Origin of the sequence: Klebsiella sp. BIGb0149 (assembly GCF_004362605.1) — a bacterium.
GTDB lineage: Bacteria > Pseudomonadota > Gammaproteobacteria > Enterobacterales > Enterobacteriaceae > Klebsiella > Klebsiella terrigena.
Window position 1 is genome coordinate 215,395 of sequence record NZ_SNYG01000001.1, and the last position, 25,824, is coordinate 241,218.

A 25,824-nucleotide genomic window follows, 5' to 3' on the forward strand; every position below is an offset into this window, starting at 1 on the left:
ACGATCAGTACAGCAGAGAGTAGAGCTGACGGCGATATTTGGCGGCCAGCGCGTCGCCGGTGCCGAGGGCGGCCAGAATTTCCTGCAGCATCTTGCGCACCTGGCCATCGCCGGCGTCTAAATCTTTCTGCAGATGGCTGAACAGCAGCGCCAGCGCCTCTTCGTTGCGGCCAACCTGATGCAGCTGCAGGGCCAGCTGGGCCGCCAGCGCCGCGTCCTGCGGGTTTTGCTCAACCTGCTGCTGGAGCAGCTGGATTTCCGGGGTATCGGCCGCCTGCTTGAGCAGCTCAATCTGCGCCACCAGCCCCTGGAAACGGGTATCCTGATCCTGCAGCGGAACGGTTTTCAGCACCGCTTCGGCCTCGTCGGAGCGCTGCAGGGCGATCAGGGTTTCCGCCAGCAGCAGGCCAATCTGGCTCTCCTGAGCGGAGAGCTGCCACGCCTCTTTCAGCAGCGGCAGGGCTTCGGCGTACTTCTCTTCCTGCATCAGCGCCAGCGCCTGCTGGGCCTTTAGCTCTTCTTCGCGCGGCAGCACCTTATCAAGCAGCGCGCGCACGGCGGACTCAGGCTGCGGGCCTTCAAAGCCGTCCACCGGCTGACCGTTCTGGAACAGATAAACCGTTGGGATCGAGCGCAGGCCGAACTGTGAAGCCAGCATCTGCTCGGCATCGCAGTCCACCTTCGCCAGGATAAACTGACCGTTGTACTGCGCCGCCAGGTTTTCCAGAACCGGCGTCAGCTGCTCGCAGTGCTGGCTGCGCGCGGACCAGAAATAAAACAGCACCGGTGCGGTAACGGATTGTTCCAGCGTCTGGTGCAGGTTAGCTTCGGTAATGTTGATAATATTCTGTACTGACATAAGCGCATCTCTTTAATCAATTTTTTGTATACATGGGGGCGACGGCCGACGCTTCAACTCAGCCCTGGATAATTTTGTCCATCATCCGTGTGGGCAACAGGCGTTTGAGCAGGGCCACCGCGTGCGTGACCAGGGTCACCGGATAGCGCAGCTTCGGTTTCTCGCTAACGAAAGCATGGCGCACTTTTTCCACCACCGCCTCCGGCCCGAGGGTAAAGCGCGCGGCGATACCGGGGTTTTCCACCGGTTTATCGCTCTGGGTTTGGTTGACGTTGGTCGTAAAGCGGGTGCGAATCGGCCCCGGCTCAATCAGGCTGACCTTAATGCCGCTATAGCGCAGCTCCATACGCAGGGCGTCGGACCAGGCCTCCAGCGCATATTTGCTGGCGGCATAGGCGCCGCGCCCGGGGCTGGAGATGATCCCCATCACCGAGGAGGTCATCACGATGCGGCCCTCTCCGTGTGGCTCCATCGCCGGAAGCAGCAGCATGGTGAGCTGATGGGCGCCAAAAAAGTTGGCGCCAAACTGCTGCTCCATCTGCCGGCGGCTGATGGTGATAAGCGGGCCATACACGCCGTAGCCGGCGTTATTAAACAGGCCGTACAGGCGGTTATCGGTCAGGGCGATAACCTCTGCCGCCGCGCGCTCCACGCTCAGCGGATCGTCGAGATCCAGCAAAATACCGGTCAGTCCGAGTTCCTGCATCCGCGCAACGTCGTCAGCCTTGCGGCAGGCCGCCAGAACGTTAAAGCCCTGACGTTGCAGATCGAGCGCGCTTTCAAGGCCAATACCGCTGGAACATCCTGTAACTAAAACCGTTTTTTGCATAACTTTACCTGCAAACAACCCCTGAGGATCAGGAGTCATGATTAACTAAGGGAGCCAGCCGCGTCGCCATCCAGTCGGCAATAAACGGCTGGGCGTCGCGGTTGGGGTGGATTCCATCATCCTGCATCCACTGCGGCTTCAGGTAGACCTCTTCCATAAAAAAGGGTAACAGAGGAATATCAAACTCTTTGGCCAGTGCGGGATACATTGCGCTAAAGGCTTCATTATAACGACGGCCGTAGTTGGCGGGCAGGCGAATTTGCATCAGCAGCGGCTGGGCATTCGCCGCTTTGATATCCTGCAAAACGGTGCGCAGCGTCTGCTCCGTTTGCTGCGGCGGGAAGCCGCGCAGCCCGTCGTTGCCGCCCAGTTCGACCAGCACCCAGCGCGGCTGATGCTGTTTAAGCAGCGCCGGCAGACGCGCCAGCCCCTGCTGCGACGTGTCGCCGCTGATGCTGGCGTTAACTACCGGCGTTTTTGCCTGCCACTTATCGTTAAGTAGCGCAGGCCACGCGGCGTTGGCCGCCATTCGATAGCCGGCGCTCAGACTGTCGCCGAGAACTAACAGCGTGTCCGCCGCCATCGCGCGGCAGGTAAACAGGACCAGAAACAGGAAAGGCAAATGCCAGCGGAAAACATACTTGAAGTTCATCATCTTAAGAAGTCCGTCGGTCAGGGAGAGCATCAGCTTTCCATCCTCACCGGAGTTGAGCTGGTTGTCAAACCGGCGCAGACCATCGCCCTGATTGGCGAGTCGGGTTCCGGCAAATCCACGCTGCTGGCGATCCTTGCCGGGCTGGACGACGGCAGCGGCGGGGAGGTCTCTCTGCTCGGGCAGCCGCTGCACCGCATGGACGAAGAGGCGAGGGCGCAGCTGCGCGCGAAGCACATCGGCTTTGTCTTTCAGTCCTTTATGCTAATCCCGACCCTCAACGCGCTGGAGAACGTCGAGCTTCCGGCGCTGCTGCGCGGCGAGAGCGACAGCCAGAGCCGGGGCAGCGCCAGGGCGCTGCTGGAGCAGCTGGGGCTGGGCAAGCGCCTGAACCATCTGCCGGCGCAGCTTTCCGGCGGCGAGCAGCAGCGGGTGGCGCTGGCCCGCGCCTTCAACGGGCGTCCGGAGCTGCTGTTTGCCGATGAGCCGACCGGCAACCTCGATCGGCAGACCGGGGATAAAATTGCCGACCTGCTGTTCTCGCTCAATCGCGAACACGGGACGACGCTGATCCTGGTGACGCACGATCCGCTGCTGGCGGCGCGCTGCGACCGGCGGCTGCGGCTGGTTGATGGTCAGCTGCGGGAGGAAGCATGATTGCCCGCTGGTTCTGGCGCGAATGGCGATCGCCGTCGCTGCTGATCGTCTGGCTGGCGCTGAGCCTGGCGGTGGCCTGCGTGCTGGCGCTGGGGTCGATAAGCGATCGCATGGAAAAGGGGCTCAGCCAGCAGAGCCGTGAGTTTATGGCCGGAGACAGGACGCTGCGCAGCTCGCGCGAGGTGCCCGCCGACTGGCTCGCGCAGGCGCGCCGGCTGGGGTTAACGGTTGGCGAACAGCTCAGCTTCGCCACCATGACCTTCGCTGGCGATACGCCGCAGCTGGCCGACGTCAAGGCGGTTGATGATACCTATCCTCTTTACGGGCTGCTGGAAACCCAGCCGCCGGGCTTAAAACCGCAGGCGGGCAGCGTGCTGCTGGCCCCGCGATTAATGGCGCTGCTGAATTTAAAAACCGGCGATACCATCGACGTCGGCGACGCCACGCTGCGCATTGCCGGGGAGGTGATTCAGGAGCCGGACGCCGGGTTCAATCCTTTCCAGATGGCGCCGCGGCTGATGATGAATACCGCCGATGTGGCAAAGACCGGGGCGGTGCAGCCCGGCAGCCGCGTCTCCTGGCGCTATAAGTTTGCCGGAACCGCGCCGCAGCTGGCGGAATATGAGCGGTGGCTGCTGCCAAAGCTGGGGACGGAACACCGCTGGATTGGCCTGCAGCAGGATGACAGCGCGCTGGGTAAATCGCTCGAACGCTCGCAGCAGTTCCTGCTGCTCTCGGCGCTGCTCACCCTCCTGCTGGCGGTGGCGGCGGTAGCGGTGGCCATGAGCCACTACTGCCGCAGCCGTTACGATCTGGTGGCGATCCTTAAAACCCTGGGCGCCGGGCGGGCGCAGCTGCGCAAGCTGATCGTCGGGCAGTGGCTGCTGCTGCTGGCGCTGGCGGTCATTGCCGGCGGCGCGATGGGGATGGGGCTGGAGAAAGTCCTGCTGGTGATGCTGAAACCGGTTCTCCCGGGCGCGCTGCCGGCCGCCAGCCTCTGGCCGTGGCTGTGGGCGATTGGCGCGATGGTGGTGATTTCGCTGCTGGTGGGCCTGCGTCCCTATCGGCTGCTGCTGGCGACGCTGCCGCTGCGGGTGCTGCGTCAGGACGTGGTGGCTAACGTCTGGCCGCTGAAGGTCTATATTCCGCTGGTCTGCGCGGTGGTGGTTATCCTGCTGGCGTGGCTGATGGGCGGCAGCCCGCTGCTGTGGGCGGTACTGGCCGGCGCGGTGGTGCTGGCGCTGCTGTGCGGCCTGCTGGGATGGGGGCTGCTGTGGCTGCTGAAGCGCGTGACGCTGAAGGCGCTGCCGCTGCGCCTGGCGGTCAACCGGCTGCTGCGCCAGCCGTGGTCGACGCTCAGCCAGCTGGCGGCGTTTTCGCTGTCGTTTATGCTGCTCGCTCTGCTGCTGGTGCTGCGCGGCGATCTGCTGGATCGCTGGCAGCAGCAGCTGCCGCCGGAAAGCCCCAACTACTTCCTGATTAATATTGCCCCGGATCAGGTCGCGCCGGTCAAAGCTTTTCTTGCCGGGCACCAGACGGCGGCGACGGAGTTCTACCCGATCGTCCGCGCGCGTCTGACGCAGATTAACGGCCAGACGACGGAGGGCAATAAGGACGAAGCGCTGAATCGCGAGCTCAACCTGACCTGGAGCAACGACCGGCCGGATCATAATCCGCTGGTGGCCGGCAGCTGGCCGCCAAAAGCCGGTGAGGTGTCGATCGAAGAGGGGCTGGCGCAGCGGCTGGGGGTTAAGCTCGGCGATAGCGTCACCTTCACCGGCGATACCCAGGACTTCAGCGCTAAGGTGACCAGCGTGCGCAAAGTTGACTGGGAGAGCCTGCGGCCTAACTTCTTCTTTATCTTCCCGCCGAACGCGCTCGACGGACAGCCGCAGAGCTGGCTGACTAGCTTCCGCTGGGATAACGGCAGCGGCATGTTGACGCAGCTGAACCGCGAATTCCCGACCGTCAGCCTGCTGGATATCGGCGCCATTCTGCGTCAGGTGGGTCAGGTACTGACGCAGGTCAGCCGCGCGCTGGAAGTGATGGTGGTGCTGGTGACCGCCTGCGGTATTTTACTGCTGCTGGCGCAGGTTCAGGTCGGGATGCGCCAGCGCTATCAGGAGCTGGTGGTCTGGCGCACGCTGGGGGCCGGAAAGTCGCTGCTGCGCACCACGCTATGGGCGGAGTTTGCCCTGCTGGGCGTGGTTTCCGGGATTGTGGCGGCGATAGGGGCTGAGGTGGCGCTGGCGATGCTGCAAACCAAAGTCTTTGATTTCCCGTGGTCGCCGGACTGGCGGCTGTGGGTGATGCTGCCGCTCTGCGGGGCGCTGCTGCTCTCCCTGTGCGGCGGCTGGCTGGGGCTGCGTTTGTTAAAAGGCAAGGCGCTGTTCCGCCTGTTTAGCCAGTAATTCAGCGGGCGGATCGTCTGCAGGCCCGGGGTGGAGCATCAGCGCCCCGGGCTTTTTACTGCGTTGCGTTTAAGCCAGGCGCCCGGCTAGCGGGCGTGGCCGTGGTTCAGCGCGGTCAGCGGTTCATTAATATCAAAAAGTTTGTACTCCACGCATTCGACGCCCAGCGACTTCAGGCGCGCGGTATGCTTCGTGAGATAGGCGAGCGCCGTCTCCTCATCCGCAAAAAGATAGATACCTCCCGCCTCGTAGTTTTTTTCGCTTTCGGTCCAAATCTTCCAGATAAAACCCGGCTCCTGGTTGATGGACTCGGCAAGCTCCACCAGCTGACGGGACATCTCGCTGCCAAACGGGCCGTTAAAGGCAAAGTGAAGCTGCAGCAGTTTATTCGACATAACTCCTCCATGGGCTCGACGTAGGGGTCGCCAGCGCGCCGTCGGCAGAGCGGTACTCCCCGGGAGCGCCGTGCATTGGCAACTATACCCGCAATAGATCGGCGACGGCAAAGCGAGCCCCTGCGGGCGCGACGCAGCTAGCGCAGGTTAATGACGGTTGAATGAAATTTGCGGCGGCTTTCCGTTAACGGCACAAAATGGTAAGTCACTGATTTTTAAGAGCACGAAAGCGTAAAAAAGCGACAACACGGAGTTGGTAATCACGGTTAATATTCACCTTGCAAATATAAGGTTGCTTATTACTCAAGGAAAAAGCATGGCACATAAAATAAAAGCGCTGGCGATAACGATCGGCGCAGCGCTGGCAGTCACTTCTTTTGCTTCCCAGGCCGAGATAACGCTGCTGAAACAAGATCCGCAGGCCGGCGATCCGTTAAGCCGTCTGAACTTCACCGTCGGCGGGAGTATTCGTCCGCAGTTCAACATGATGTCCGGCGATGGCGACAAAGGCTCCTATAAGCGTAACGGCTTCGACGGCGGCACCCGTTTCCGCTTCGCCGCTGATTATTACCTGTTCGACGATATCAGCTGGATCAGCTATTACGAACTGGGGGTCAATATTCCGGCGCTGTTCGACTGGGATAATCACTATGCGGAAGGCGCCAATAACACCTCTCGCCGTATGCTCTATACCGGGCTGAAGAGCGACACCTGGGGGACGCTAACCTACGGTCAGCAAAACAGTATTTATTACGATGTGGTGGGCGCCAAAACCGATATCTGGGATTACGACATGATTGCCCAGGCGCCGGGTAACGGGATCAACGGCGATTATGATGGTTCCTACCGCTCGCGCAATATGCTCAAGTACAAAAAATCGGCCGGTGACGTCGATCTGTATGCTTCTTATCTGTTTGAAGATAATGAGTATCTGCCGGGAAATGGCCTGCGCTATAAGCGTAAAGGCGGGGGCTCCGTTGGCGTGGACTACCACATCATGAAGGACCTGACCTGGGGTACGGCGTGGAACTATACGCGTGCCGAAATGCGCGATCCGTCGAGCGCTGAGAATAAAACCTATGACCAGAATATCCTCGGTACCGCCCTAAGCTGGACGCCGGATAACTGGACCTTCTCCTTCGGCGGCGGCTGGTATCAGAACTTCCTGACCACCAAAAAAGCCGATGTGAATAACTACTTCGCCGGCGATGCCTGGGGTATTGAGTACTTCGCGGGGTATAAAATCCCGGTTGGCCAGTACGCGCTTAAATCCGTTCAGCCGTACTTTATGGGCGACCGCCTGGAATACGTTAACGGACGTAACTACCAGCGCATTGATAACGGTCTGGGGATCAGCTTCCAACTCGATTATGGCTTCCGCGTTGACTACGAACACGTCTTTACGTCGAGCACCGACAACCTGGGCGATATGAACCTGGTGCGTCTGCGCTACGACTTCTAAACCGCGACCTCCCGCGCAGCGCGACGCCGAAAATCCCGGCTTGCGCTGCGTTTACGCGGGCTACCGCGCCAGCCAGGAGGCGACGTCCTGCCAGCTTCCGCGAAAGATAATCTTCTCCGCCTTTTTACCCAGCTGATAGCGATACATCGGGTCGTAGTACTCCTTCAATAGCGGAACGAGCCACGCAAAATGCGCCTCGGTGCTTGCCGTGCGCAGCTGTTCAGCCAGCGCATCATCGAGCAGGGCGGTGAGCTGAGCAAAACGCTGGAGCCCCAGGCGACGGCGGATAGCAAACAGGCCGTGGTGCAGATAGGCGCTGTACTCCTGCCAGCCCTGCTCTTCACCGTACGCGGCCATAAAGTCGCGGTGCATCCGGTCAAAATACTCCTCCCGCAGCCTCGCCAGGCGGACGTCAAACGGATCCTCCACCACCGCCAGCGGCGACTGCGCCATGCGCTCGCGCAGGCATTCCGGCAGATGGTTGGCGCCTATCATATGCCCCTCATCTTCCAGCACCCAGCGGCGCTGGCTGGCCGCTTTTTTCAACATGGCTACCGCGAGGTGGTTTTCAAACGTCGCCTGAGAGTGCTGCTCGCGCAGCGTGCGTCCGAAGGAGGAGCCGCGATGGTGGGCGAGGCCTTCGAGGTCGATTCCGTCGGGCCGCGCGCCGACCAGCTGAGTTTTACCGTTGCCGGTGCAGCCGCCGATAAGCACTATCGAGCGCTGGACCAGCTCCTGCGTCAGCTGGATGGCGGCCTGGCGCAGCGCCTTATAGCCGCCGACGATCAGCGGATAATCGACGCCCGATTCGCGCAGCCACTGCTGAACAATGTGCGAACGCTGGCCGCCGCGGGCGCAGCAAAGATAGCCCTGAGGATTGCGTAAGCAGGCTTCACGCCACGCCCGCATGCGCTGGGCGCGAAGGTCGCCATTGACCAGGCGATGGCCGAGCGCCAGGGCGGCTTCTGCCCCCTGACGTTTATAGCAGGTGCCGACGGCGGCGCGTTCTTCATCGTCCATCAGCGGCAGGTTGAGCGCTGCGGGGAGCGCGCTTTGGCTGAATTCAACCGGGGCGCGTACGTCAATGAGTGGGGTATCCGCGGCGAGAATGGCGCGGTAATCCGTCCCATTATTCATGGGTCTTCCTTTTGCAGTGAAACCGAGATTTTCTGTAAAGCGAAGGAGGGATTCTACGCGCCTGAAGGCGTGCCGGGGAAGGAATAACGCGCTTCCCCCGGCACGAAAGGCTTAGCTGAGCTGCGACTGCGCCCAGAAAATACCGCTGGCGTACTCCGGCGGCAGCAGCGGCTTCAACGCTTCGAGCGTGGCGCTCAGGCGGTCGGTATCGCTGTCGGTCAGGTTCAGGTGGCCCACTTTGCGGCCCGGACGAACCTCTTTGTCGTACCAGTGCAGGTGCACCAGCGGCAGCTTCAGCCAGTCGTAGTTGAGATCGGTACCGATCAGGTTGATCATCACCGACGGGCTGTTGACCACCGGCGGCGGCAGCGGCAGGTCGGTAATGGCCCGCAGATGCAGCTCAAACTGGCTGATGGAGGCGCCGTTCTGCGTCCAGTGGCCGCTGTTGTGCACGCGCGGGGCCAGCTCGTTGATCAGCAGACCGTCGGCGGTGACGAAGCACTCCATCGCCATGACGCCGACGTACTGCAGCTCGTCCATAATGGCGGAGAGCATGCCTTCGGCCTGGTCCTGCTGGCGGGCGTTGGCCTGCGGGAAGGCGACGCTGGTGCGCAGAATTCCGTCCTGATGCAGGTTGCGGGTCAGCGGATAGAACACCGTGCTGCCGTCCCGGGCGCGGGCGCCAACCAGCGACACTTCGCCGGAGAAGTTAATTCCCCGTTCGACGATGCATTCGCCGTAGTTATCGTCGGGCAGCTGCGCGCAGTCGTCTTCACGCAGGCGCCACTGGCCGCGCCCGTCGTAGCCGCCCACTCGGCGCTTAACGATAGCCAGCTCGCCGAGGGTCGCGAAAATCTCCGGCCACTGGTTTTTATCCGCCAGCAGCTGCCACGGCGCGGTGGCGAGGCCCAGCCTGTCGAACAGCTGCTTTTGCGTCAGGCGATCGGCAATAATGGGAAACACGTCGCGGTTAACAAACGCCGGGTGACGCGCCAGTTCGCGGGTGAGGGCCGTTTCCGGCCAGCGTTCGATTTCAGCGGTGATGACGCTTTGCTGAAACGGCACCGCTTCAGGATCGGCCTCAAGGCCAACCGGCCACACCGCGATACCCAGCGGCTCTCCGGCCTGGCGCAGCATGCGGCCGAGCTGGCCGTTGCCGAGGATACAAACCTGCTTCATGCCGCACCCCGTGGGTCCGGATTATCCAGCACTTCATCGGTTTGCGCCTGGCGCCATGCGCTCAGGCGCTGGTGCAGTTCGGCGTCGTGCACCGCCAGAATCTGTGCCGCCAGCAGGGCGGCGTTGGCCGCGCCGGCTTTACCGATGGCCAGCGTGCCGACCGGGATCCCGCGCGGCATCTGGACGATAGAGTAGAGGCTGTCAACGCCGCTCAGCGCCGCGCTCTGCACCGGCACGCCGAGCACCGGGACCAGCGTTTTCGCCGCAATCATGCCCGGCAAATGCGCCGCGCCGCCCGCACCGGCAATAATCACCTGATAGCCGTTGCTTTCCGCGCCTTCGGCGAAGCTGAACAGCTTATCGGGAGTACGGTGCGCGGAGACCACTTCAACATGGTACGGAACGTTCAGGGCATCAAGGATTTCTGCGGTAAACTGCATGGTAGCCCAGTCGCTTTTGGACCCCATCACGATGGCGATACGCGCCGAATTATTGCGGGAAGACATGCGTCTTAAAACTCCTGTGGGTGTGCTTCACACTGCTTTAGAGGCCACAGAGAATAACACGATAAACGGGCGAGGAAAACGGTTGCGTAGGCCGATTGCGGCGGAAAATAGCGCGATAATTAAAACGGGAAGGGGATCAGTTCAACGTCGTCTTTGGTGACCTTCACCATCGAGCCTTCGCTGTGCCACGCGCCGAGGACCACGCGAAAGGCCGGCATGCCGTTTGCTTCTATTTGGTGGATGGCCGGGCGATGGGTATGACCGTGGATCAGCCACTGGACGCGATGCTTTTCGAGGACCGCCGTGACCGCCTGCGGGTTAACGTCCATGATCTCTATCGACTTGCTGCTGTTGGCCGCGGTGCTGTTGGCGCGCATTTTCGCGGCGATGCGGCGGCGAATAAACAGCGGCAGAGCGAGGAAAAGGCGCTGGATCCACGGCGTATGCACCTTGGCGCGAAACGCCAGGTAGCCGGCATCGTCGGTGCAGAGGGTGTCGCCATGCATAATTAAAACGCGGCGGCCGTAGAGATCGAGCACGTTTTCTTCCGTCAGCAGCGTCATGCCGCAGGCGCGGGCAAAGCGCTGGCCGATAAGAAAATCGCGGTTGCCGTGGACGAAAAAGCAGGGGACGCCGGAGTCGGTCAATGCGCTGAGCGCGGCGGCGATTTCCTGATGCAGCGGGTTAGGATCGTCATCGCCGATCCAGGCTTCGAACAGATCGCCAAGGATATAGAGCGCGTCCGCCTCGCGGGCCTGGCCGCGTAAAAAGCGGAGAAAACCGGCGACGATCGCCGGTTCTTCGGTTTGCAGATGCAGGTCTGCAATAAAAAGTGTCGCCACGAATTATTCGCTGACGGTGACGCTTTTGATCACAACATCTTCTTTCGGCACATCCTGATGCATGCCGCTGCGGCCGGTAGAAACCGCTTTGATTTTGTCTACCACGTCCATGCCTTCAACGACTTCAGCAAATACGCAGTAGCCCCAACCCTGCAGGTTTTCACCAGAGAAGTTCAGGAAGTCGTTATCAGCCACGTTGATGAAGAACTGCGCGGTGGCGGAGTGAGGCGCCTGAGTACGGGCCATCGCCAGAGTGCCGCGGGTGTTTTTCAGGCCGTTGTTGGCTTCGTTTTGGATCGGCGACTTGGTTGTTTTCTGCTCCATACCCGGCTCAAAACCGCCGCCCTGGATCATAAAGCCGTTGATAACACGGTGGAAAATGGTGTTGTTATAGAAACCTTCGCGGCAGTAGTCCAGGAAGTTTTTAACTGTTTCCGGCGCTTTGTCGTCAAAGGTTTTGATTACGATATCGCCATGATTAGTGTGGAAAGTAACCATTTTTGCATCCTGTTCCGATGATTGTGGTGCTTGAACCCAAGGTTGGGCGTGACATAGGGGGCTGTTATAGCATAACCGCGGGGTTGGATCACCTTGCATTGTGTGCTGCTTCGGGGTTGAATTCAGGTTAGAATATGCGGCTTATCACTACACACGTTTACACGGAATCTTCGATGTTAAAAATTTTTAATACACTGACGCGCCAAAAAGAAGAGTTTAAACCTATTCATGCCGGGGAAGTTGGCATGTACGTGTGTGGTATCACCGTTTACGATCTCTGTCACATCGGCCACGGCCGTACTTTTGTCTCTTTTGACGTCGTAGCCCGCTACCTGCGTTTTCTCGGCTATAAGCTGAAGTATGTGCGCAACATCACCGATATTGACGACAAAATCATTAAGCGTGCGAATGAGAACGGCGAAAGCTTCGTGGCGCTGGTCGATCGCATGATTGGCGAAATGCACAGCGATTTTGATGCGCTGAATATTCTGCGCCCGGACCTCGAGCCGCGTGCGACGCACCACATTCCGGAAATTATTGAAATCACCGGGCAGCTGATCGCCCGCGAGCACGCCTATGTGGCGGACAACGGCGACGTGATGTTCTCGGTTCCGACCGATCCGAACTACGGTCAGCTGTCGCGTCAGGATCTGGAGCAGCTGCAGGCCGGCGCTCGCGTTGACGTGGTTGACGTCAAGCGCAACCCGATGGACTTCGTGCTGTGGAAGATGTCGAAAGAGGGCGAACCGAGCTGGCCGTCGCCGTGGGGTGCCGGGCGTCCGGGCTGGCACATAGAATGTTCGGCGATGAACTGCAAGCAGCTGGGCAACCATTTTGATATTCACGGCGGCGGTTCGGATCTGATGTTCCCGCATCACGAAAACGAAATCGCGCAGTCCACCTGCGCGCACGACGGCGAATACGTGAACTACTGGATGCACTCCGGCATGGTGATGATTGACCGCGAAAAGATGTCGAAATCGCTGGGCAACTTCTTTACCGTGCGCGACGTGCTGAAGTACTACGATGCCGAAACCATCCGCTACTTCCTGATGTCCGGCCACTATCGTAGCCAGCTGAACTACAGCGAAGAGAACCTGAAGCAGGCGCGTTCCGCGCTGGAGCGTCTCTACACCGCGCTGCGCGGTACCGATGGCAGCGTAGCCCCGGCCGGCGGCGAGGCGTTTGAAGCGCGCTTTGTGGAAGCGATGGACGACGATTTCAACACCCCGGAAGCCTATTCGGTGCTGTTCGATATGGCGCGCGAAGTGAACCGGCTGAAAACCGAAGATGCGCAGGCGGCGAACGCGCTGGCGGCGCATATGCGTAAGCTCTCCGGCGTGCTGGGCCTGCTGGAGCAGGAGCCGGACGTGTTCCTGCAGAGCGGGGCGCAGGCGGATGACGGCGAAGTGGCTGAGATTGAAGCGCTGATTCAGCAGCGTCTCGACGCGCGTAAAGCGAAGGACTGGGCCGCAGCGGACGCCGCGCGTGACCGTCTCAACGAGATGGGGATCGTGCTGGAAGATGGCGCTCAGGGCACCACCTGGCGCCGCAAGTAGTCTCAGGCCTGAACTCCGGGCGAGACGCCAGGGGGCAGCGCAGCCTTTAGCGAAATAAAAATGCCGGACCTTAAGGGCCCGGCATTTTTTTATTCAGCGACGGCGGTCAGGCGGTCACGGTGATGCTCTGACCTTCAAAGCTGACCGTCTGGCCGGCAACGATCTTGCAGCGCTTGCGGGTTTCAACCGCGCCGTCAACTTTCACCAGACCGTCGGCAATGACGATTTTTGCCTGCGCGCCGCTTTCGCTCCAGCCTTCCAGCTTCAGCAGATCGCAGAGCTCAACGTGCGGGTGTTTACCCAGAGAAAAAGTCGCCATCTTAGGCCTCCTGAATGTCGTGATACTCTTCGCACGCCTGCAGCGTGTTCTGAATGAGGGTGGCAACGGTCATCGGGCCGACGCCGCCAGGGACTGGCGTGATGTATGACGCGCGCGCGGCGGCATCTTCATAGACCACGTCGCCAACCACTTTGCCGCTTTCCAGGCGGTTAATCCCGACATCGACCACAATCGCGCCTTCTTTAATCCATTCGCCCGGAATAAAGCCCGGCTTACCGACCGCGACGATCAGCAGATCGGCATTTTCGACGTGCTGGCGCAGGTTTTTGGTAAAGCGGTGGGTCACGGTGGTGGTGCAGCCTGCCAGCAGCAGCTCCATGCTCATCGGACGGCCGACGATGTTAGAGGCGCCGATCACCACGGCATTCAGGCCGTAGGTATCGATGTTGTAACGCTCAAGCAGCGTCACGATACCGCGCGGCGTGCACGGGCGCAGACGCGGAGCGCGCTGGCACAGGCGGCCGACGTTGTAGGGATGGAAGCCATCGACGTCTTTGTCCGGCGCAATGCGTTCCAGTACTTTCACATTATCGATCCCGGCAGGCAGCGGCAGCTGTACCAGGATACCGTCGATAGCCGAATCGGCATTCAGCGTATCGATAAGCTCCAGCAGCTCCGCTTCGCTGGTGGTTTCCGGGAGATCGTATGAGCGGGAGATGAACCCCACCTCTTCACACGCCTTGCGCTTGCTGCCGACATAAATCTGCGATGCCGGGTTGCTGCCAACCAGCACGACGGCTAACCCTGGGGCGCGTTTTCCGGCCGCAGTGCGCGCCTTCACTTTTTCCGCGACTTCAGAGCGCACCTGCTGCGCAATCGTTTTACCGTCAATAATTTTTGCTGCCATCAGAGAGAGGATTCCATCTGTATCTTAACGAAAGGGGGTTGCGGATATTTTGTCAGAAGCCAGCCTCTCTGTCAGTCCTCGTTTGATTTTTTATCGCTTTTCGGCGCGCGGAGGGGCGATAAGCCCTGCCGTTGCGACGCGATGAAGATCCATACACGACGAACCGGCGGACATTTAAGCCGATGTTATACGGGGAAATGACGAAGCGGATTGGATAATCCTTATGCGTCGCCTGGTGCATAAGTAGACAAGTCGGCCGCAGAAAACAGTTTGATGGCAAAATGCATTGACTCATCAGGCATGCACCGTATAATTCCCGGCGATTGCACATCATGAAGCTCCCGCTTCTCAGTGCGCCCTTAGCTCAGTTGGATAGAGCAACGGCCTTCTAAGCCGTAGGTCACAGGTTCGAGCCCTGTAGGGCGTACCATTTAAATCAGTAAGTTACACTAACTTTAATCCCGCTTGATTTTCCCCTTGCGTCATATTTGCGTTCCTCTGCCCAATATCCAGCCAATTCGCGCGATGAAATGATTTACTACCTGTAGCTATTCATCCCGTAGCCCCGGATCAGCACTTAGCCTCAGCCTCTGCTGCTGATTGATCTCCCGGCGCTGGCGGGCGGAAACACCCTGGCGCAGAGGAAATCGACCAGCGCCCGAACCTTCGGCGAGGGGTGCCTGCTGGCGGGCCAGAGCACGTGGAAAACGCCGGTGCGTTCCACCCGGTCGGCCAGAACGGCGAGCAGCCGGCCATCCGCCAGCGGTTCCGCAATTGCGAATTCCGGCAGATAGGCGATCCCCAGACCTTGCAGAGCAAAGCACACTCGCGTCTCAATGTTGTTGCAGATCATTGAGGTGGGAAGCTGCAGCTCAGGGTCTCCGGGCGTCAGCCGTAGCGCCCACGGCTCCAGCTTGCCGCTGTTGGGAAAGCGATAGTGCAGGCAGGTATGCGCCAGCAGATCGGCAGGCGCGACGGGGAGACCCCGTCGTGCCAGGTAATCGGGCGAGGCGACCAGCATCGAGCGGAAGGTGCCCAGCCTGCGCGCCGACAGGCGCGAGTCCGTCGGGTGTCCCGTTCTGACCACCACGTCGAAGCCTTCTTCAATCACATCGACCAGCCGGTCCGTGAAGTCCAGATCCAGCTCGATGGCCGGATATTCGCGCATGAACTCGCCGAGCACCGGCAGCACCAGCGAGCTGACCAGGGGCAGGCTGACCCGCAGCCGACCGCGCGGCGCGGCCGTTGCCTGCGACAGCTCCAGCTCCGCCGCCTCGATCTCGGCAAGAATGCGCCGGCTGCGCTCCAGAAACAGCGTGCCCTCGGCCGTCAGCGTCACGCTGCGGGTGCTGCGGTGAAACAGACGCACGCCGAGCTTCTCTTCCAGCCTCGCCACGCTTTTGCCGATGGCCGATGCCGAAACGCCCAGCAGCCGGCTGGCCGCGACGAAGCTGCGCGTTTCGGCGACCCGTACGAACACCACGAAGCCGTTAAGGTTGTCCACTTCACTCCTCCATTGCGGACATAGAGTTCCGCTAAGACAGGAACTGTACCCTACTTTTTCTTTAATAGCCGCGTTTCTATCATGGCGGGAACGTTCACTGATGAAAGGAATTTCCCATGTCGGTTCCCGCATTTTCGCTGCACGCAGGCGTTGCGCCTGCGCAGCTCTCCACCCGCATTCAGGCCGCCGTTCAACGGGCGCTGGACGAACGGCGTCTGGTCGGCGCCGTGGTCCTGGTGGCCCGCGACGGCGCGCTTATTTACCGCCAGGCCGCCGGCTGGGCCGATCGTGAAAGCGGTCGGACGATGGCCGCGGATGCGGTCTTCCGTCTGGCATCGGTAAGCAAGCCTATCGTCTCAACGGCGGCGCTGGTGCTGGTGGCGCAGGGAAGGCTCGGCCTGGACGACAGCCTCGAGCGCTGGCTGCCTGAGTTCAGGCCGCTGCTGCCCGACGGCCAGCCCGCGCGGATCGCCGTACGGCAGCTGCTCAGCCATACGGCCGGGCTGGGCTATCGATTCTTCGAGGCCGATGCCAACGGCCCCTATGCGCGGGCCGGCGTATCGGACGGCATGGATGCGTCCGGTATCAGCCTGGCGGAGAACCTGCGCCGCATCGCCAGCGTGCCGCTGCTGTACGAGCCCGGTACGGGCTGGGGCTACTCGCTGGCGACCGACGTGCTGGGCGCGTTGATCGAGCGAGTGCAGGGCGAACCGCTTGACGCAGCCGTGCGCCAGCTGGTGACCGGCCCGCTGGGCATGGCCGATACCGGCTTTATCGCGCGGGATGCGAAGCGTGTGGCGACCGCCTACGTGAACGATGTGCCTCAGCCGCATCCGCTGGCGGAAGGTGAAATCGTTTCGCCCTTCGAGGGGGCGGTCGGTATTCCCTACAGCCCTGCGCGCATCTTCGACCCGCAGGCGTTTCCCTCGGGTGGCGCGGGCATGGCGGGAACCGCCGAAGACTTCCTGCGCCTGCTGGAGGCTCTGCGTCAGGGGGGCGGCGCGATCCTGCCGGATGAGTTGATTGCGGAAATGGCGCGGGATCGGACGGAAAATCTGGAGCTGCCCAACGCGCCGGGCTGCGGCTTTGGGCTCGGTTTTTCGGTCCTGCGCGATCGGACGCTGGCCGCTTCGCCTGAATCAGAAGGCACCTGGCGCTGGGGAGGCGCCTACGGCCACTCGTGGTTCGTGGATCGGACGCGGGGGCTGAGCGTCGTCGCCTTCACGAACACCCTATACGAAGGGATGTCGGGCCGTTTCGTCGGCGATCTGCGCGATGCGGTCTACGGCGCCCTGGAGGCTGAGCGATGAATTCGACGACCGGGCATCGCATGCCCGTCGCGTCGCTGCTGGCGCTCGCGATGGCGGCTTTCATCACCATCCTGACCGAAGCGCTGCCGGCCGGCCTGCTGCCCCAGATGGCGCAAGGCCTGGCCGTCTCCGAGGCGTGGGTCGGCCAGACGGTGACTGTCTATGCCATCGGTTCTCTGGTGGCCGCCATTCCGCTGACCGCCGCCACTCAAGGCGTTCGTCGCCGGCCGCTGCTGCTGGCCGCCATTGGCGGATTCGCCATCGCCAACACGGTCACGACGCTCTCCGTCAGCTATGCGCTGACGCTAGCGGCACGCTTCGTGGCGGGCGTCTCGGCGGGCCTGCTGTGGGCTCTGCTGGCCGGCTACGCGGCGCGGATGGTGCCGGAGCAGCAGAAGGGCCGCGCCATCGCTATCGCCATGGTGGGTACGCCGCTGGCGCTTTCTCTGGGCGTGCCTGCCGGTACGTTGCTCGGCAATCTGCTGGGATGGCGGATGTGTTTTGGCATCATCAGCCTGCTGGCGCTACTGCTGATGGGCTGGGTGAGGCTGAAAGTGCCGGACTTCGCCGGGCAGCCGGCGGGCAAGCGCCTGTCGCTGCGCCAGGTGTTCACCCTGCCGGGGATCCGTCCGGTGCTGTTCGTGGTGCTGGCCTTCGTTCTGGCGCATAACATCCTCTACACCTATATCGCTCCGTTTCTGGTGAAGGCGGGAATGGTGGAGCGCACGGATGTGGTACTGCTGGTTTTTGGCGGGACGTCGGTAGCGGGTATCTGGATCGTCGGCGTGCTGATCGATCGCTACCTGCGCCGGCTAACCCTGGCGAGCGCGCTCCTGTTCGGCGCGGCGGCGTTGACGCTGGGTATGGCCGGTGGCGATCCTGTCGCGGTCTACGCGGCGGTAGGGGCGTGGGGGCTGGCTTTCGGCGGGGCGGCGACCCTGTTTCAGACCGCGCTGGCGAGGAGCGCCGGCGATGCGGCCGATATCGCGCAGTCGATGCTGGTGACCGCCTGGAATGCGGCTATTGCCAGCGGAGGTATCGTTGGCGGCGTGCTGCTGGACCGTTTTGGCGTCGGGGCATTCTCTCCTGCGCTGCTGGTGCTGCTGCTGGCCACGCTGCTGGTGGCGTGGTCGGCCAGAGATCGCGGCTTTCCCGCGTCGGTGGGATGATCGGACGGGCGCTATCCTGGCCGTTACAGCATGTCTGCCCACGGATGGTTCGGGTGCAGGCGCTCGAGACACTCCCGCAGCCATAAGCGCTCGGACGGGAGTAACCCCGGTATGGTCCGGGCGAAATCCTCCTCGTCCTTCGGCCGGCGGTGCTTTGCCTTGAACAGCAGCACGGCTGAGGGGCTGAGGTAAGGAATGCCGCCCGCGGCCAGCGCGACCATTTCGCTGCGCGGTCGCGTGAGCTGCGGATCGCGCTTATAGGCCCAGCGCTCATCCGTTCCCGGCTCAATCATCATATCCGCCCGCCAGCGGTCAGCGGGGCGGTCGAAGCACCAGATCTGGGAAATCTCGGCCTCCGGTTGCCGGTCGGCCGCCAGCCGCTCAAGCACGCCGTCGCTGACGGTGTAAAACTCCATATCGCGCAGCTCGCGGCGAAAAAGGGGCAGATCCTTGCGCAGGATCGTGAACTCGATATCCTCATGCTCGCGCGTCTTCTTCCCGTGCCACAGATCGAGCGCCCAGCCGCCCACGACGCACCACGGCCTCGATACGCGGCTCAGCCGACGGGAGAGCTCGGCAGGGCTCCAGGAGTCCCAGCTATTCTCGTCTGGCACAATCTGTCGATCGTTCATGCTATCGCTTCCCATTTATGCGGTTGTTATCGGTCGGCTTTGGCGCTGCTAACGCCTCAGCAACACTACCGCAGCGGTGAAGATAAGCACAGGAAAAGTCGTCCTCGTGCTTATCGCTCCACTTTGTCTCCGGCGAGCCGCCGTCCAGCGGGGAGGATCGTTCAGTCGGCGAGCGCGGCGCGCTGGCGAACGTTCTTGACGGTCAGCCAGATGGCGGAGACGAGGAAGTAGAACGCGCCGAAGGCCGCATAGGGCGCGACCGTGGTCACGTCCAGCGCCATGCCGCTATGCGCCTGCTGAAACATGAAGACGCCGGCGAGCGCGGACTGGGCACCGCTGAGGATCATCGGCCATTGGCCGCTCGTCGTTTTCCAGCGCCGCACGGCCGTCGCCAGCTGCAGCAGGCCGGAGAAGATAGCCCAGGCGGCGAACACCGCGATCGTCGTAGGCATACCGACGGTAAGCGCTCCGCAGACGGCGAGGGCGATAATGATGCTGACCACAAAGTTAAACTTTTGCGATGGATTCGCGCCAAGGCCACCGCTTCTGCGGGCGTCCAGATAGTTCGCGAACGCGTCCCAGGCCGGATACAGAATCAGCAGGGCCGCGCCCACGGCGGGATTGTGCTTGCCCACGAAAACGGCAAGGGCGATCCAGGCAATCGAGACCCCAGTTCGCAGAAAGTAGTAGGTCTGGAGCCATTGGTTCAGAAATCGATTCGGGGTTGCAGGGGCGTTTTGCATGTCAGCTCTCCAGGCCGTCAGGTAATAAAAATCACTGGCGACCTATTAGTAGGTAGAATATCGGGTGGTACCGCCGCCGCTTACGCGCGGGGACTAACCTGAGTGCAAAGCAGCCCGGGGCGAGCTGCATGAGCGGTTCGTCGCGTGATGTTCCTGCTCAATGAACAAACATTAACCTACTAGTAGGTAGGTAGTCAACGTAAGAGTTTTTCCAGCGCCGCCGTCAGCAGCCACCTGACGGTAAACAGCCCGGGGCCTATATTGCGGCCTGCGCATCTGGCATGGGTATGATTCAGATCCCTGAATATGATGTGAGCGAATAGCTGGCCGCAGGAGTTTTATGCGAAGTGATGCCGACCCGCCTGTAAGCATTGTATATCCCAGCCGACGGTATCTGTCGCGGCCGCTGCAGCTATTTATTGCCGCTGTTAAGGGAAAAAATGCGGCTCACCGCCGGAGCGTAATCGAGGCGCCTGCTGCCTGTCGATGGCGTATAAAATATATCAAAATGGTATTTGAGCGGTGTTTCTTATTCCAATAAGTTTAGCTGATTGTTTATCCCAGGCCGCCGCGTCTACGGTCGCCAACAATCGGAACCCGCTTCTATGAATCGCGTGAAAAAGCCGCTGGTGCTTTCGCTGCTGCAGTACCCGAGCGGCCATCATGTCGCCGCGTGGCGCCATCCGGATACGGATCCAAAGGCCAATATCTCCGTCGATAGCTATATTGCCAGCGCGCGCGCCGCCGAGGCCGCGGGGTTTGATATCACCTTTATTGCGGACCGCCTCGGCATTCCCGCCGGACCCCTCGAGGCGACGCGGCGGGTGGATGAGTGGTCGCACGGCTTCGAGGCGCTGACGCTGGCCGCGGCGGTTGCGGCCACCACGCAGCGTATCGGCATCGTCGTCACCGCCAGCACCACCTTCAATGAACCCTACAACCTGGCGCGCCAGCTGGCTTCGCTCGATCTTATCAGCGGCGGACGCCTGGGCTGGAATATCGTGACGTCGGGCCTGTCGAGTGAGGCCACGAATTTTAACCCGACGGAGTTTCGCCACGATAAACGCTACGCGCGCGCAGAGGAGTTTATTGCGGCGGTGCGGGCGCTGTGGGGTTCCTGGAACGTCACGAACTTTCCGCGCGATAAGCAAAGCGGCGTTTTTTTTGAAGCCGATGCGCTGCGTGAGCCCGGCTTTCAGGGGCGCTGGTTCCGCGCGCTGGGCGGGCTGAACGTCTTGCCCTCGGCGCAGGGACAGCCGGTGCTGGTGCAGGCCGGGGCGTCGCCCGCGGGACGGGATCTTGCGGCCCGCCATGCGGAAGTGATTTTCGTTGCGGCGCCCACCCTGGAAGAGGCGGTTGCCTATCGCCAGGATCTGCACGCCCGCCGTAAAGCGGCCGGCCGCAGCAGCGACGACCTGTATATTCTGCCCGGCATTTTTCCGGTGATTGGCAAAACCGAGGCTGAGGCCCAGGCGAAGTTTGACCAGCTGCAGGGGCTGATCGCCGAAGAGGTCGCGCTGGCGCTGCTGGGGAGCTATCTCGGCGATATTGATTTAACGGATGTCGATCCCAACGGCCCTTTGCCACCGCTGCCCGCGTCCAATTCCATTGCCAGCCGCCAGCAGCTGCTGCGGGAGCTGGCGGAGCGCGAAAACCTCAGCGTGCTGCAGCTGGCGCGGCGCATTGCCGGCGCGCGCGGCCACCTGCAGATCGTCGGCACCCCGCAGCAGGTGGCGGCGGAGATGATCCGCTGGCACGAAGCGGGCGGGGCGGACGGCTTTATGCTGCTGCCTCCCACCTTCCCGGAAGGGCTGGACCTCTTTATTTCCGATGTGGTTCCCCTGCTTCGCGAGCGCGGTCTGCTGACGCCGCTGGAATTTAGCGGCACGCTGCGCGAGAGGCTCCGTCTGCCCGTCCCGCAACCTCATCTCACACACAATATTGACCCGGAAGGATGATAACCAGATGAAATTTTTAGCGAAGAAAATGATTGTCGCCCTTCTGCTGGCGACACCCGCAGCCCACGCCGTCAGCATTGTGGATGCCGGCTATGCTACCGCTCAGGGCACGGCGTATGTCGTCAAGCTGCTGCTCGAAGATCAGACGGGGGCGGAGACCAAAATTGTGCCCGTCTCTTCCGTGCCGGTTATCTGGGAAGGGCTGAACCGCAACAACGGCGAGATCGATATCTGGACAGACGTCTGGCTACCGAACCAGGACGCGCTGGTGGCGAAATACGCCGGGGCCGGCAAGAACGTCACTCTGGCGAAAAACGCCTATGCCGGAACCCAGGGTTACTGCACCCTGACGGCGACCGCCGAGGCGCACAACATTCATTCCGTCTACGATCTGACCGACCCTGACAAAGCAAAAGTTTTTGCACCGAAGGGGTCGGATCGCGGGCAGATCTGGCTGGGCGCGGCGGGCTGGCTGTCCACCAATTATGAAGAGATCCGCGCCCGAACCTACGGCTTCGCGCCGTTCTTCGACCTGACCCGTTCCGATGAGGCGGTGGCGACGGCGGCGCTGGATAACGCCGCGAAAACGGGCGGCGCCTGGATCGGCTACTGCTATGCGCCGCATCAGAACTACGTCCGCTACAAGCTCACCAATCTGCAGGAGCCTAAGCATACGCCGACGACCTGGCAGGTTGCGGATCAGTCGGACCCGGACTGGTTAACGAAATCACGCATCAGCACCGGCTATGGCGATGCGGCGATCCACATCGCCTACAGCAATCACTTTGCCCAAACGAACCCTGATGGGGTGAAAATCGTTGAAGCGGTCCATTTCGACACCCAGGACGTCAGCGCCCTGGCCTATGCGATCGCCGTCGAAGGGAAGACGCCGGAGCAGGCGGCGCGCGGCTGGCTGGATGCGAATAAGGCGCGCGTGGCTGACTGGCTGAGCGCGAAATGATTCAGCTGGAAAATGTCTGGAAGGTATTCGGTTGCGATCCGCAGCATGCCGTCACGGCGTTGCGGCGCGACCCCGACGCCCGCCTGCCCGCAGGCGGCCTGGCGGCGGTGCGCGGTATCGATATGCACGTCGAGCGCGGCGAATTGCTATGCATTTTAGGCCTCTCCGGGTGCGGCAAGTCCACGCTTCTGCGCATGGTGAACCACCTGATCGCGCCCAGCATCGGCCGCGTGCGCATCGCCGGGGAGGCGATTGCCGAGCTGTCGCCCGCCAGGCTGCGCGAGCTGCGCGCCCGCCGTATCGGGATGGTGTTCCAGAGCCACGCTCTCATCGAACATATGAGCATTCAGGAAAACGTGGCATTGCCGCTGGAAATCCTCGGGGTTGCCCGCGCCCGGCGCGAAGCGCGCGCCGAAGCGCTTCTGGAACGACTGGGGCTTGCCGGGATGGGGCAGCGCGGGATCGACACGCTCTCCGGCGGGATGAAGCAGCGGGTTGGGCTGGCGCGCGCGCTGGCCTCCGATCCGGACGTGTTGCTGATGGATGAGCCCTTCAGCGCCCTGGACCCGCTGATCCGCGACGACCTGCAGACCGAGTTTCGCAGCCTGTCGCGCGATCTCAATAAAACCACGCTGTTTATTACCCATGATGTCGCCGAAGCGTTGCGCATCGCGGATCGTATCGCCGTTATGCGGCAGGGCCGCTTCGAGCAGCTGGCCACGCCGGCGGAGCTTCTGGCCCGTCCGGCCAATGAATATGTCGCCCGCTTTATCCGCATTGGCATGGCGAGAGCAGAGGAGACCACATGATGCACCAGACGGATGTCGTGACGCCGTTTTACCAGCGCGCGTTTAGCCAACTGCAGGATGAATCGCGCAGGCTGCCGCCTTTTCATCGCAAAGCGGCGCTGTTCGGCAGCCTCTGGCTTGGCGCACACCGCTTTCGGGGACTGTTCTGGCTGTTTTTAAGCGCCGAGCTGATCGGGGCGGCGCTGATCGTGCTTGCGCTGAGCCACGGCCTGTCGCGCGACCAGCAGGCGCGCGTGACCACCCTGGTCGAGCTCGCGAGCCAGCGGGCGCAGGAGGCCGCCGCGGCCCACAGGCAGGACCCGCAGAGTGCGATGACCCAATCCCTGGAGCGCTCCGCCGCGTCGCTGAGCAGAGCCGCCAGCGATGCGCGCGCGGCGCTTGAGGCCGAGCGGGGAGGGCGTGGCCTTATCCTCGGTGGGCTGGCCGCGCTGCTGAGCGCGCGCGTTATTTTAGGATTTGCCGCCGTGCCGCTGATGGCGGGGCGGCTGCGCAGAGCGCGCCTGACGGAGGATTTTAGCGGCATGACCTGTTCGACCGGCGCCGCCCTCTTCGCGGCGCTGATTTGGCTGGCGATCGTGCCGATGGCGCTCTTAAACTACGCCGGCGCGATCCCCGCTCAGATTTTCAACCCCGCCGGGTTACCCGAGCTGGCGTCGAACGCATCGCAGTGGATCGACGAGGGGATGGGGTCGCTGGCCGCCGCCCTTGCTCCCGCCGCGCAGCATATATCCGGGGTCATCGATGCGCTGCTGGGTGCCCTGGAATATGCGCTGATCGCCACGCCGTGGCCGGTGGTGTTTATCGTGCTTCTCGCCTTTGCCGCGCAGCGCGGCGGCTGGCGCCTGGCATTTGGCGTCGGGGTGGGGCTGGCCTATATCCTCGCTTTCGGCTACTGGACCAAAGCGATGCAAACCGTTGCGCTGCTGGGGACGGCATCGTTTATCGCCGTCGCCGTCGGCATCCCGCTCGGCATCTGGAGCGGCTATCGCCGGCGCGTGGCGTCCGTTATCCGACCGGTCCTTGATTTTATGCAAACCACGCCCGCTTTCGTCTACCTGATCCCGATCATCGCCCTGTTCGGTATCGGTAAGACCGCCGGGATTATTGCCACTATCATCTTCGGCATCGCCCCGGTGATTCGCCAGACGGCCTTTGGTATTGCCAACGTTCCGCCCGCCGTGCGGGAGGCGGCCCTGGCCTTTGGCGCCGGGCGGGGGTTTATGCTATTTAAAGTTGATTTGCCTATTGCCCGCCCGGCGATCCTCGCAGGCGTCAGCCAGACGGTGCTGATGAGCCTGTCGATGGTGGTCATTGCGGCGCTGATCGGCGCAAAAGGCTTAGGTGAGGATGTCCTTTCCGCGCTGCAGTACGCAGCCCAGGGTAAAGGTATACTCGCGGGACTGGCGATCCTGATCTGCGCGATCGTGATTGACCGGATGGTGCAGTTCCGGCGGCGATCCTGAGCCAGCGCCGCAGGCGTGCTTACAAATAGCGGGCCCGTTAATCATCGGTTAAATAGTTCTGCCGCATCTGATCAAAGGCCTGTTGTGAAAAGCCCAGCTCGCTGCAGATATAGTTAGCGACGCTGCCTGAATGGGCTTTGATGGTGTTAAGTACTTCAATAATAAAGGATTCACGCGTATCGATTAACGTGTGAAGATAGGCAAGGACGTCCTCATCATTGGTTATTTTTCGGTAGGCGTCCATTTTGATAGCATTACGCTCCATGCGATTAGCCTGCGTGACCATATAATCGGCGATAATATCCTCTTCGGATACGCCGAGCATCGATAGTGCCAGAAGAACGCCATAACCGGTGCGGTCTTTTCCCCCACGACAGTGCTGGATATTGGGCGCGTTATGGGGATCGAGCAGCACATCGATCATGTGCTTAAATGCACGCTTCGATTTTTCGCTGGTCACAAAGTTACGATATTGCTCTAAAACCTGTTCGCCTCGACCATTAATTAATTCTGCGGGAATGTCCCGTATCACGCTTTCGATTAAAGCTCGATCTTCATTACTGGGTTCGGCAGAGAACTGTGCCGCCAGCTCCGCCGTTTGTGCCGTTGCGTTTAAATGGTAGGTTCTCTTTTCACCGACGTGGTCGTTCGGGCTTTTGGCGATTTCATTTTCACTTCGGTAATCGATGATTGACTGAATGTTAAGGCGTTGGATGTAGGCCAATGCCTGCCGATCGAGGTTGTACAAATGGTTGGAGCGAAATAGCATGCCCCATTTTACGGTTTTCCCCTCGGCTGCGGGATAACCACCAAAATCCCGAAAGTTATTTAATCCAGAAACCGGCAGCGTTCGTTCGGCGAAAAGTACTGGCTGGCCGCTGTGCTCCAGAATAAAATAGATCCGCTGCTCGGCTTGTAAAGGGTCCTCCAGTTCATACGGGCTGACGGCATGTTGAGTAATAAGGTAGCGCTCTTTTGTTTTGACATCATTATCTTTGGTCCAGTACAGCGCTACGTTTTCCGCGGGAGCGGTAAAAGAAAGCGTGAGATAATTTTTATTATTTCTGCATACTGACGGGATCTGACATAAACTCATTTTTTA

General features: G+C 61.2%; 25 protein-coding genes and 1 tRNA gene. 11 read left to right on the plus strand and 15 right to left on the minus strand.

Going from position 1 to position 25,824, the window contains the following annotated elements:
• Positions 1 to 4: 4 nt before the first annotated feature.
• From EDF75_RS01040 to tesA, 3 genes are read right to left on the minus strand one after another with little or no spacing between them, the layout of a single operon-like run.
• Complete coding sequence (locus EDF75_RS01040; RefSeq protein WP_133596502.1) at positions 5 to 859, minus strand: thioredoxin family protein; 855 nt, start codon at positions 857 to 859, stop codon at positions 5 to 7.
• A gap of 58 nt (positions 860 to 917) precedes the next feature.
• On the minus strand, positions 918 to 1,727 hold the full coding sequence (locus EDF75_RS01045; protein ID WP_166646109.1) for an SDR family oxidoreductase: 810 nt from the start codon (positions 1,725 to 1,727) through the stop codon (positions 918 to 920).
• A complete protein-coding gene (gene tesA / locus EDF75_RS01050) occupies positions 1,717 to 2,343 on the minus strand; it encodes a multifunctional acyl-CoA thioesterase I/protease I/lysophospholipase L1 (RefSeq protein ID WP_095094542.1) in 627 nt (208 codons plus the stop codon). Before tesA ends, EDF75_RS01045 begins: the two co-directional genes overlap by 11 nt.
• Here tesA and ybbA point away from each other — a divergent pair.
• Positions 2,311 to 2,997, plus strand: coding sequence for a putative ABC transporter ATP-binding protein YbbA (ybbA, locus tag EDF75_RS01055; RefSeq protein WP_041144387.1), 687 nt, complete (start codon positions 2,311 to 2,313; stop codon positions 2,995 to 2,997). The two genes, tesA and ybbA, sit on opposite strands and share 33 nt — an antisense overlap.
• Complete coding sequence (gene ybbP / locus EDF75_RS01060) at positions 2,994 to 5,408, plus strand: putative ABC transporter permease subunit YbbP (protein WP_133596506.1); 2,415 nt, start codon at positions 2,994 to 2,996, stop codon at positions 5,406 to 5,408. The genes ybbA and ybbP overlap by 4 nt, the downstream gene beginning before the upstream one ends.
• A gap of 86 nt (positions 5,409 to 5,494) precedes the next feature.
• Here ybbP and EDF75_RS01065 read toward each other — a convergent pair whose 3' ends face one another.
• A complete protein-coding gene (locus tag EDF75_RS01065; protein WP_133596508.1) occupies positions 5,495 to 5,803 on the minus strand; it encodes a monooxygenase in 309 nt (102 codons plus the stop codon).
• 316 nt (positions 5,804 to 6,119) lie between these two features.
• Between EDF75_RS01065 and EDF75_RS01070 the strand changes: the two genes are divergently transcribed.
• Complete coding sequence (locus tag EDF75_RS01070) at positions 6,120 to 7,265, plus strand: porin (RefSeq protein WP_133596510.1); 1,146 nt, start codon at positions 6,120 to 6,122, stop codon at positions 7,263 to 7,265.
• 60 nt (positions 7,266 to 7,325) lie between these two features.
• On the opposite strand, the gene mnmH is transcribed toward EDF75_RS01070, so the two are convergent.
• The 5 genes from mnmH to ppiB all read right to left on the minus strand — a co-directional run bounded on the left by mnmH (position 7,326) and on the right by ppiB (position 11,427).
• Positions 7,326 to 8,402 (minus strand): tRNA 2-selenouridine(34) synthase MnmH, encoded by a 1,077-nt coding sequence (gene mnmH / locus EDF75_RS01075; RefSeq protein WP_133596512.1) that lies wholly within the window; start codon positions 8,400 to 8,402, stop codon positions 7,326 to 7,328.
• 111 nt (positions 8,403 to 8,513) lie between these two features.
• Positions 8,514 to 9,581: a 5-(carboxyamino)imidazole ribonucleotide synthase gene (purK, locus tag EDF75_RS01080; RefSeq protein ID WP_133596514.1), complete on the minus strand. Its 1,068-nt coding sequence runs from the start codon at positions 9,579 to 9,581 to the stop codon at positions 8,514 to 8,516.
• Positions 9,578 to 10,087 (minus strand): 5-(carboxyamino)imidazole ribonucleotide mutase, encoded by a 510-nt coding sequence (gene purE / locus EDF75_RS01085; RefSeq protein WP_095094553.1) that lies wholly within the window; start codon positions 10,085 to 10,087, stop codon positions 9,578 to 9,580. The genes purK and purE overlap by 4 nt, the downstream gene beginning before the upstream one ends.
• A 119-nt stretch (positions 10,088 to 10,206) precedes the next feature.
• The gene (gene lpxH / locus EDF75_RS01090) at positions 10,207 to 10,929 is read right to left on the minus strand and encodes a UDP-2,3-diacylglucosamine diphosphatase (RefSeq protein WP_133596516.1); all 723 of its coding nucleotides are present in this window, start codon (positions 10,927 to 10,929) and stop codon (positions 10,207 to 10,209) included.
• Between the two features lie 3 nt (positions 10,930 to 10,932).
• Complete coding sequence (ppiB, locus tag EDF75_RS01095; protein ID WP_041144395.1) at positions 10,933 to 11,427, minus strand: peptidylprolyl isomerase B; 495 nt, start codon at positions 11,425 to 11,427, stop codon at positions 10,933 to 10,935.
• Between the two features lie 173 nt (positions 11,428 to 11,600).
• On the opposite strand from ppiB, the gene cysS reads away from it, so the two are divergent.
• Positions 11,601 to 12,986, plus strand: coding sequence for a cysteine--tRNA ligase (gene cysS / locus EDF75_RS01100; protein WP_133596518.1), 1,386 nt, complete (start codon positions 11,601 to 11,603; stop codon positions 12,984 to 12,986).
• A gap of 106 nt (positions 12,987 to 13,092) precedes the next feature.
• Here cysS and ybcJ read toward each other — a convergent pair whose 3' ends face one another.
• Both ybcJ and folD read right to left on the minus strand, forming a co-directional pair.
• Positions 13,093 to 13,305: a ribosome-associated protein YbcJ gene (gene ybcJ / locus EDF75_RS01105; RefSeq protein ID WP_045854288.1), complete on the minus strand. Its 213-nt coding sequence runs from the start codon at positions 13,303 to 13,305 to the stop codon at positions 13,093 to 13,095.
• Position 13,306: 1 nt separating this feature from the next.
• Positions 13,307 to 14,173 (minus strand): bifunctional methylenetetrahydrofolate dehydrogenase/methenyltetrahydrofolate cyclohydrolase FolD, encoded by an 867-nt coding sequence (gene folD, locus EDF75_RS01110; RefSeq protein ID WP_041144398.1) that lies wholly within the window; start codon positions 14,171 to 14,173, stop codon positions 13,307 to 13,309.
• 353 nt (positions 14,174 to 14,526) lie between these two features.
• Between folD and EDF75_RS01115 the strand changes: the two genes are divergently transcribed.
• Positions 14,527 to 14,603: transfer RNA gene (locus EDF75_RS01115), tRNA-Arg, on the plus strand.
• 153 nt (positions 14,604 to 14,756) lie between these two features.
• On the opposite strand, the gene EDF75_RS01120 is transcribed toward EDF75_RS01115, so the two are convergent.
• Positions 14,757 to 15,677: a LysR family transcriptional regulator gene (locus tag EDF75_RS01120; protein WP_133597959.1), complete on the minus strand. Its 921-nt coding sequence runs from the start codon at positions 15,675 to 15,677 to the stop codon at positions 14,757 to 14,759.
• A gap of 116 nt (positions 15,678 to 15,793) precedes the next feature.
• On the opposite strand from EDF75_RS01120, the gene EDF75_RS01125 reads away from it, so the two are divergent.
• On the plus strand, positions 15,794 to 16,987 hold the full coding sequence (locus EDF75_RS01125) for a serine hydrolase domain-containing protein (RefSeq protein WP_133596520.1): 1,194 nt from the start codon (positions 15,794 to 15,796) through the stop codon (positions 16,985 to 16,987).
• Complete coding sequence (locus tag EDF75_RS01130) at positions 16,984 to 18,156, plus strand: MFS transporter (RefSeq protein WP_133596522.1); 1,173 nt, start codon at positions 16,984 to 16,986, stop codon at positions 18,154 to 18,156. Before EDF75_RS01125 ends, EDF75_RS01130 begins: the two co-directional genes overlap by 4 nt.
• 23 nt (positions 18,157 to 18,179) lie before the next feature.
• On the opposite strand, the gene EDF75_RS01135 is transcribed toward EDF75_RS01130, so the two are convergent.
• Positions 18,180 to 18,788 carry a nucleotidyltransferase domain-containing protein gene (locus EDF75_RS01135; protein WP_133596524.1) on the minus strand — a complete coding sequence of 203 codons (609 nt, stop codon included), beginning with the start codon at positions 18,786 to 18,788 and terminating at the stop codon, positions 18,180 to 18,182.
• A 161-nt stretch (positions 18,789 to 18,949) separates the two neighbouring features.
• Positions 18,950 to 19,531 carry a DUF308 domain-containing protein gene (locus EDF75_RS01140; RefSeq protein WP_133596526.1) on the minus strand — a complete coding sequence of 194 codons (582 nt, stop codon included), beginning with the start codon at positions 19,529 to 19,531 and terminating at the stop codon, positions 18,950 to 18,952.
• 605 nt (positions 19,532 to 20,136) lie between these two features.
• On the opposite strand from EDF75_RS01140, the gene EDF75_RS01145 reads away from it, so the two are divergent.
• From EDF75_RS01145 to EDF75_RS01160, 4 genes are read left to right on the plus strand one after another with little or no spacing between them, the layout of a single operon-like run.
• Complete coding sequence (locus EDF75_RS01145; RefSeq protein WP_133596527.1) at positions 20,137 to 21,489, plus strand: NtaA/DmoA family FMN-dependent monooxygenase; 1,353 nt, start codon at positions 20,137 to 20,139, stop codon at positions 21,487 to 21,489.
• Between the two features lie 7 nt (positions 21,490 to 21,496).
• The gene (locus EDF75_RS01150; protein WP_133596529.1) at positions 21,497 to 22,450 is read left to right on the plus strand and encodes a glycine betaine ABC transporter substrate-binding protein; all 954 of its coding nucleotides are present in this window, start codon (positions 21,497 to 21,499) and stop codon (positions 22,448 to 22,450) included.
• 59 nt (positions 22,451 to 22,509) lie between these two features.
• On the plus strand, positions 22,510 to 23,259 hold the full coding sequence (locus tag EDF75_RS01155; protein WP_159278954.1) for an ATP-binding cassette domain-containing protein: 750 nt from the start codon (positions 22,510 to 22,512) through the stop codon (positions 23,257 to 23,259).
• Positions 23,256 to 24,722, plus strand: a complete 1,467-nt coding sequence (locus EDF75_RS01160; RefSeq protein WP_133596531.1) for an ABC transporter permease — start codon at positions 23,256 to 23,258, stop codon at positions 24,720 to 24,722. Before EDF75_RS01155 ends, EDF75_RS01160 begins: the two co-directional genes overlap by 4 nt.
• A 37-nt stretch (positions 24,723 to 24,759) precedes the next feature.
• Here EDF75_RS01160 and EDF75_RS01165 read toward each other — a convergent pair whose 3' ends face one another.
• Complete coding sequence (locus tag EDF75_RS01165) at positions 24,760 to 25,818, minus strand: tyrosine-protein phosphatase (RefSeq protein ID WP_133596533.1); 1,059 nt, start codon at positions 25,816 to 25,818, stop codon at positions 24,760 to 24,762.
• Positions 25,819 to 25,824 lie beyond the last annotated feature (6 nt).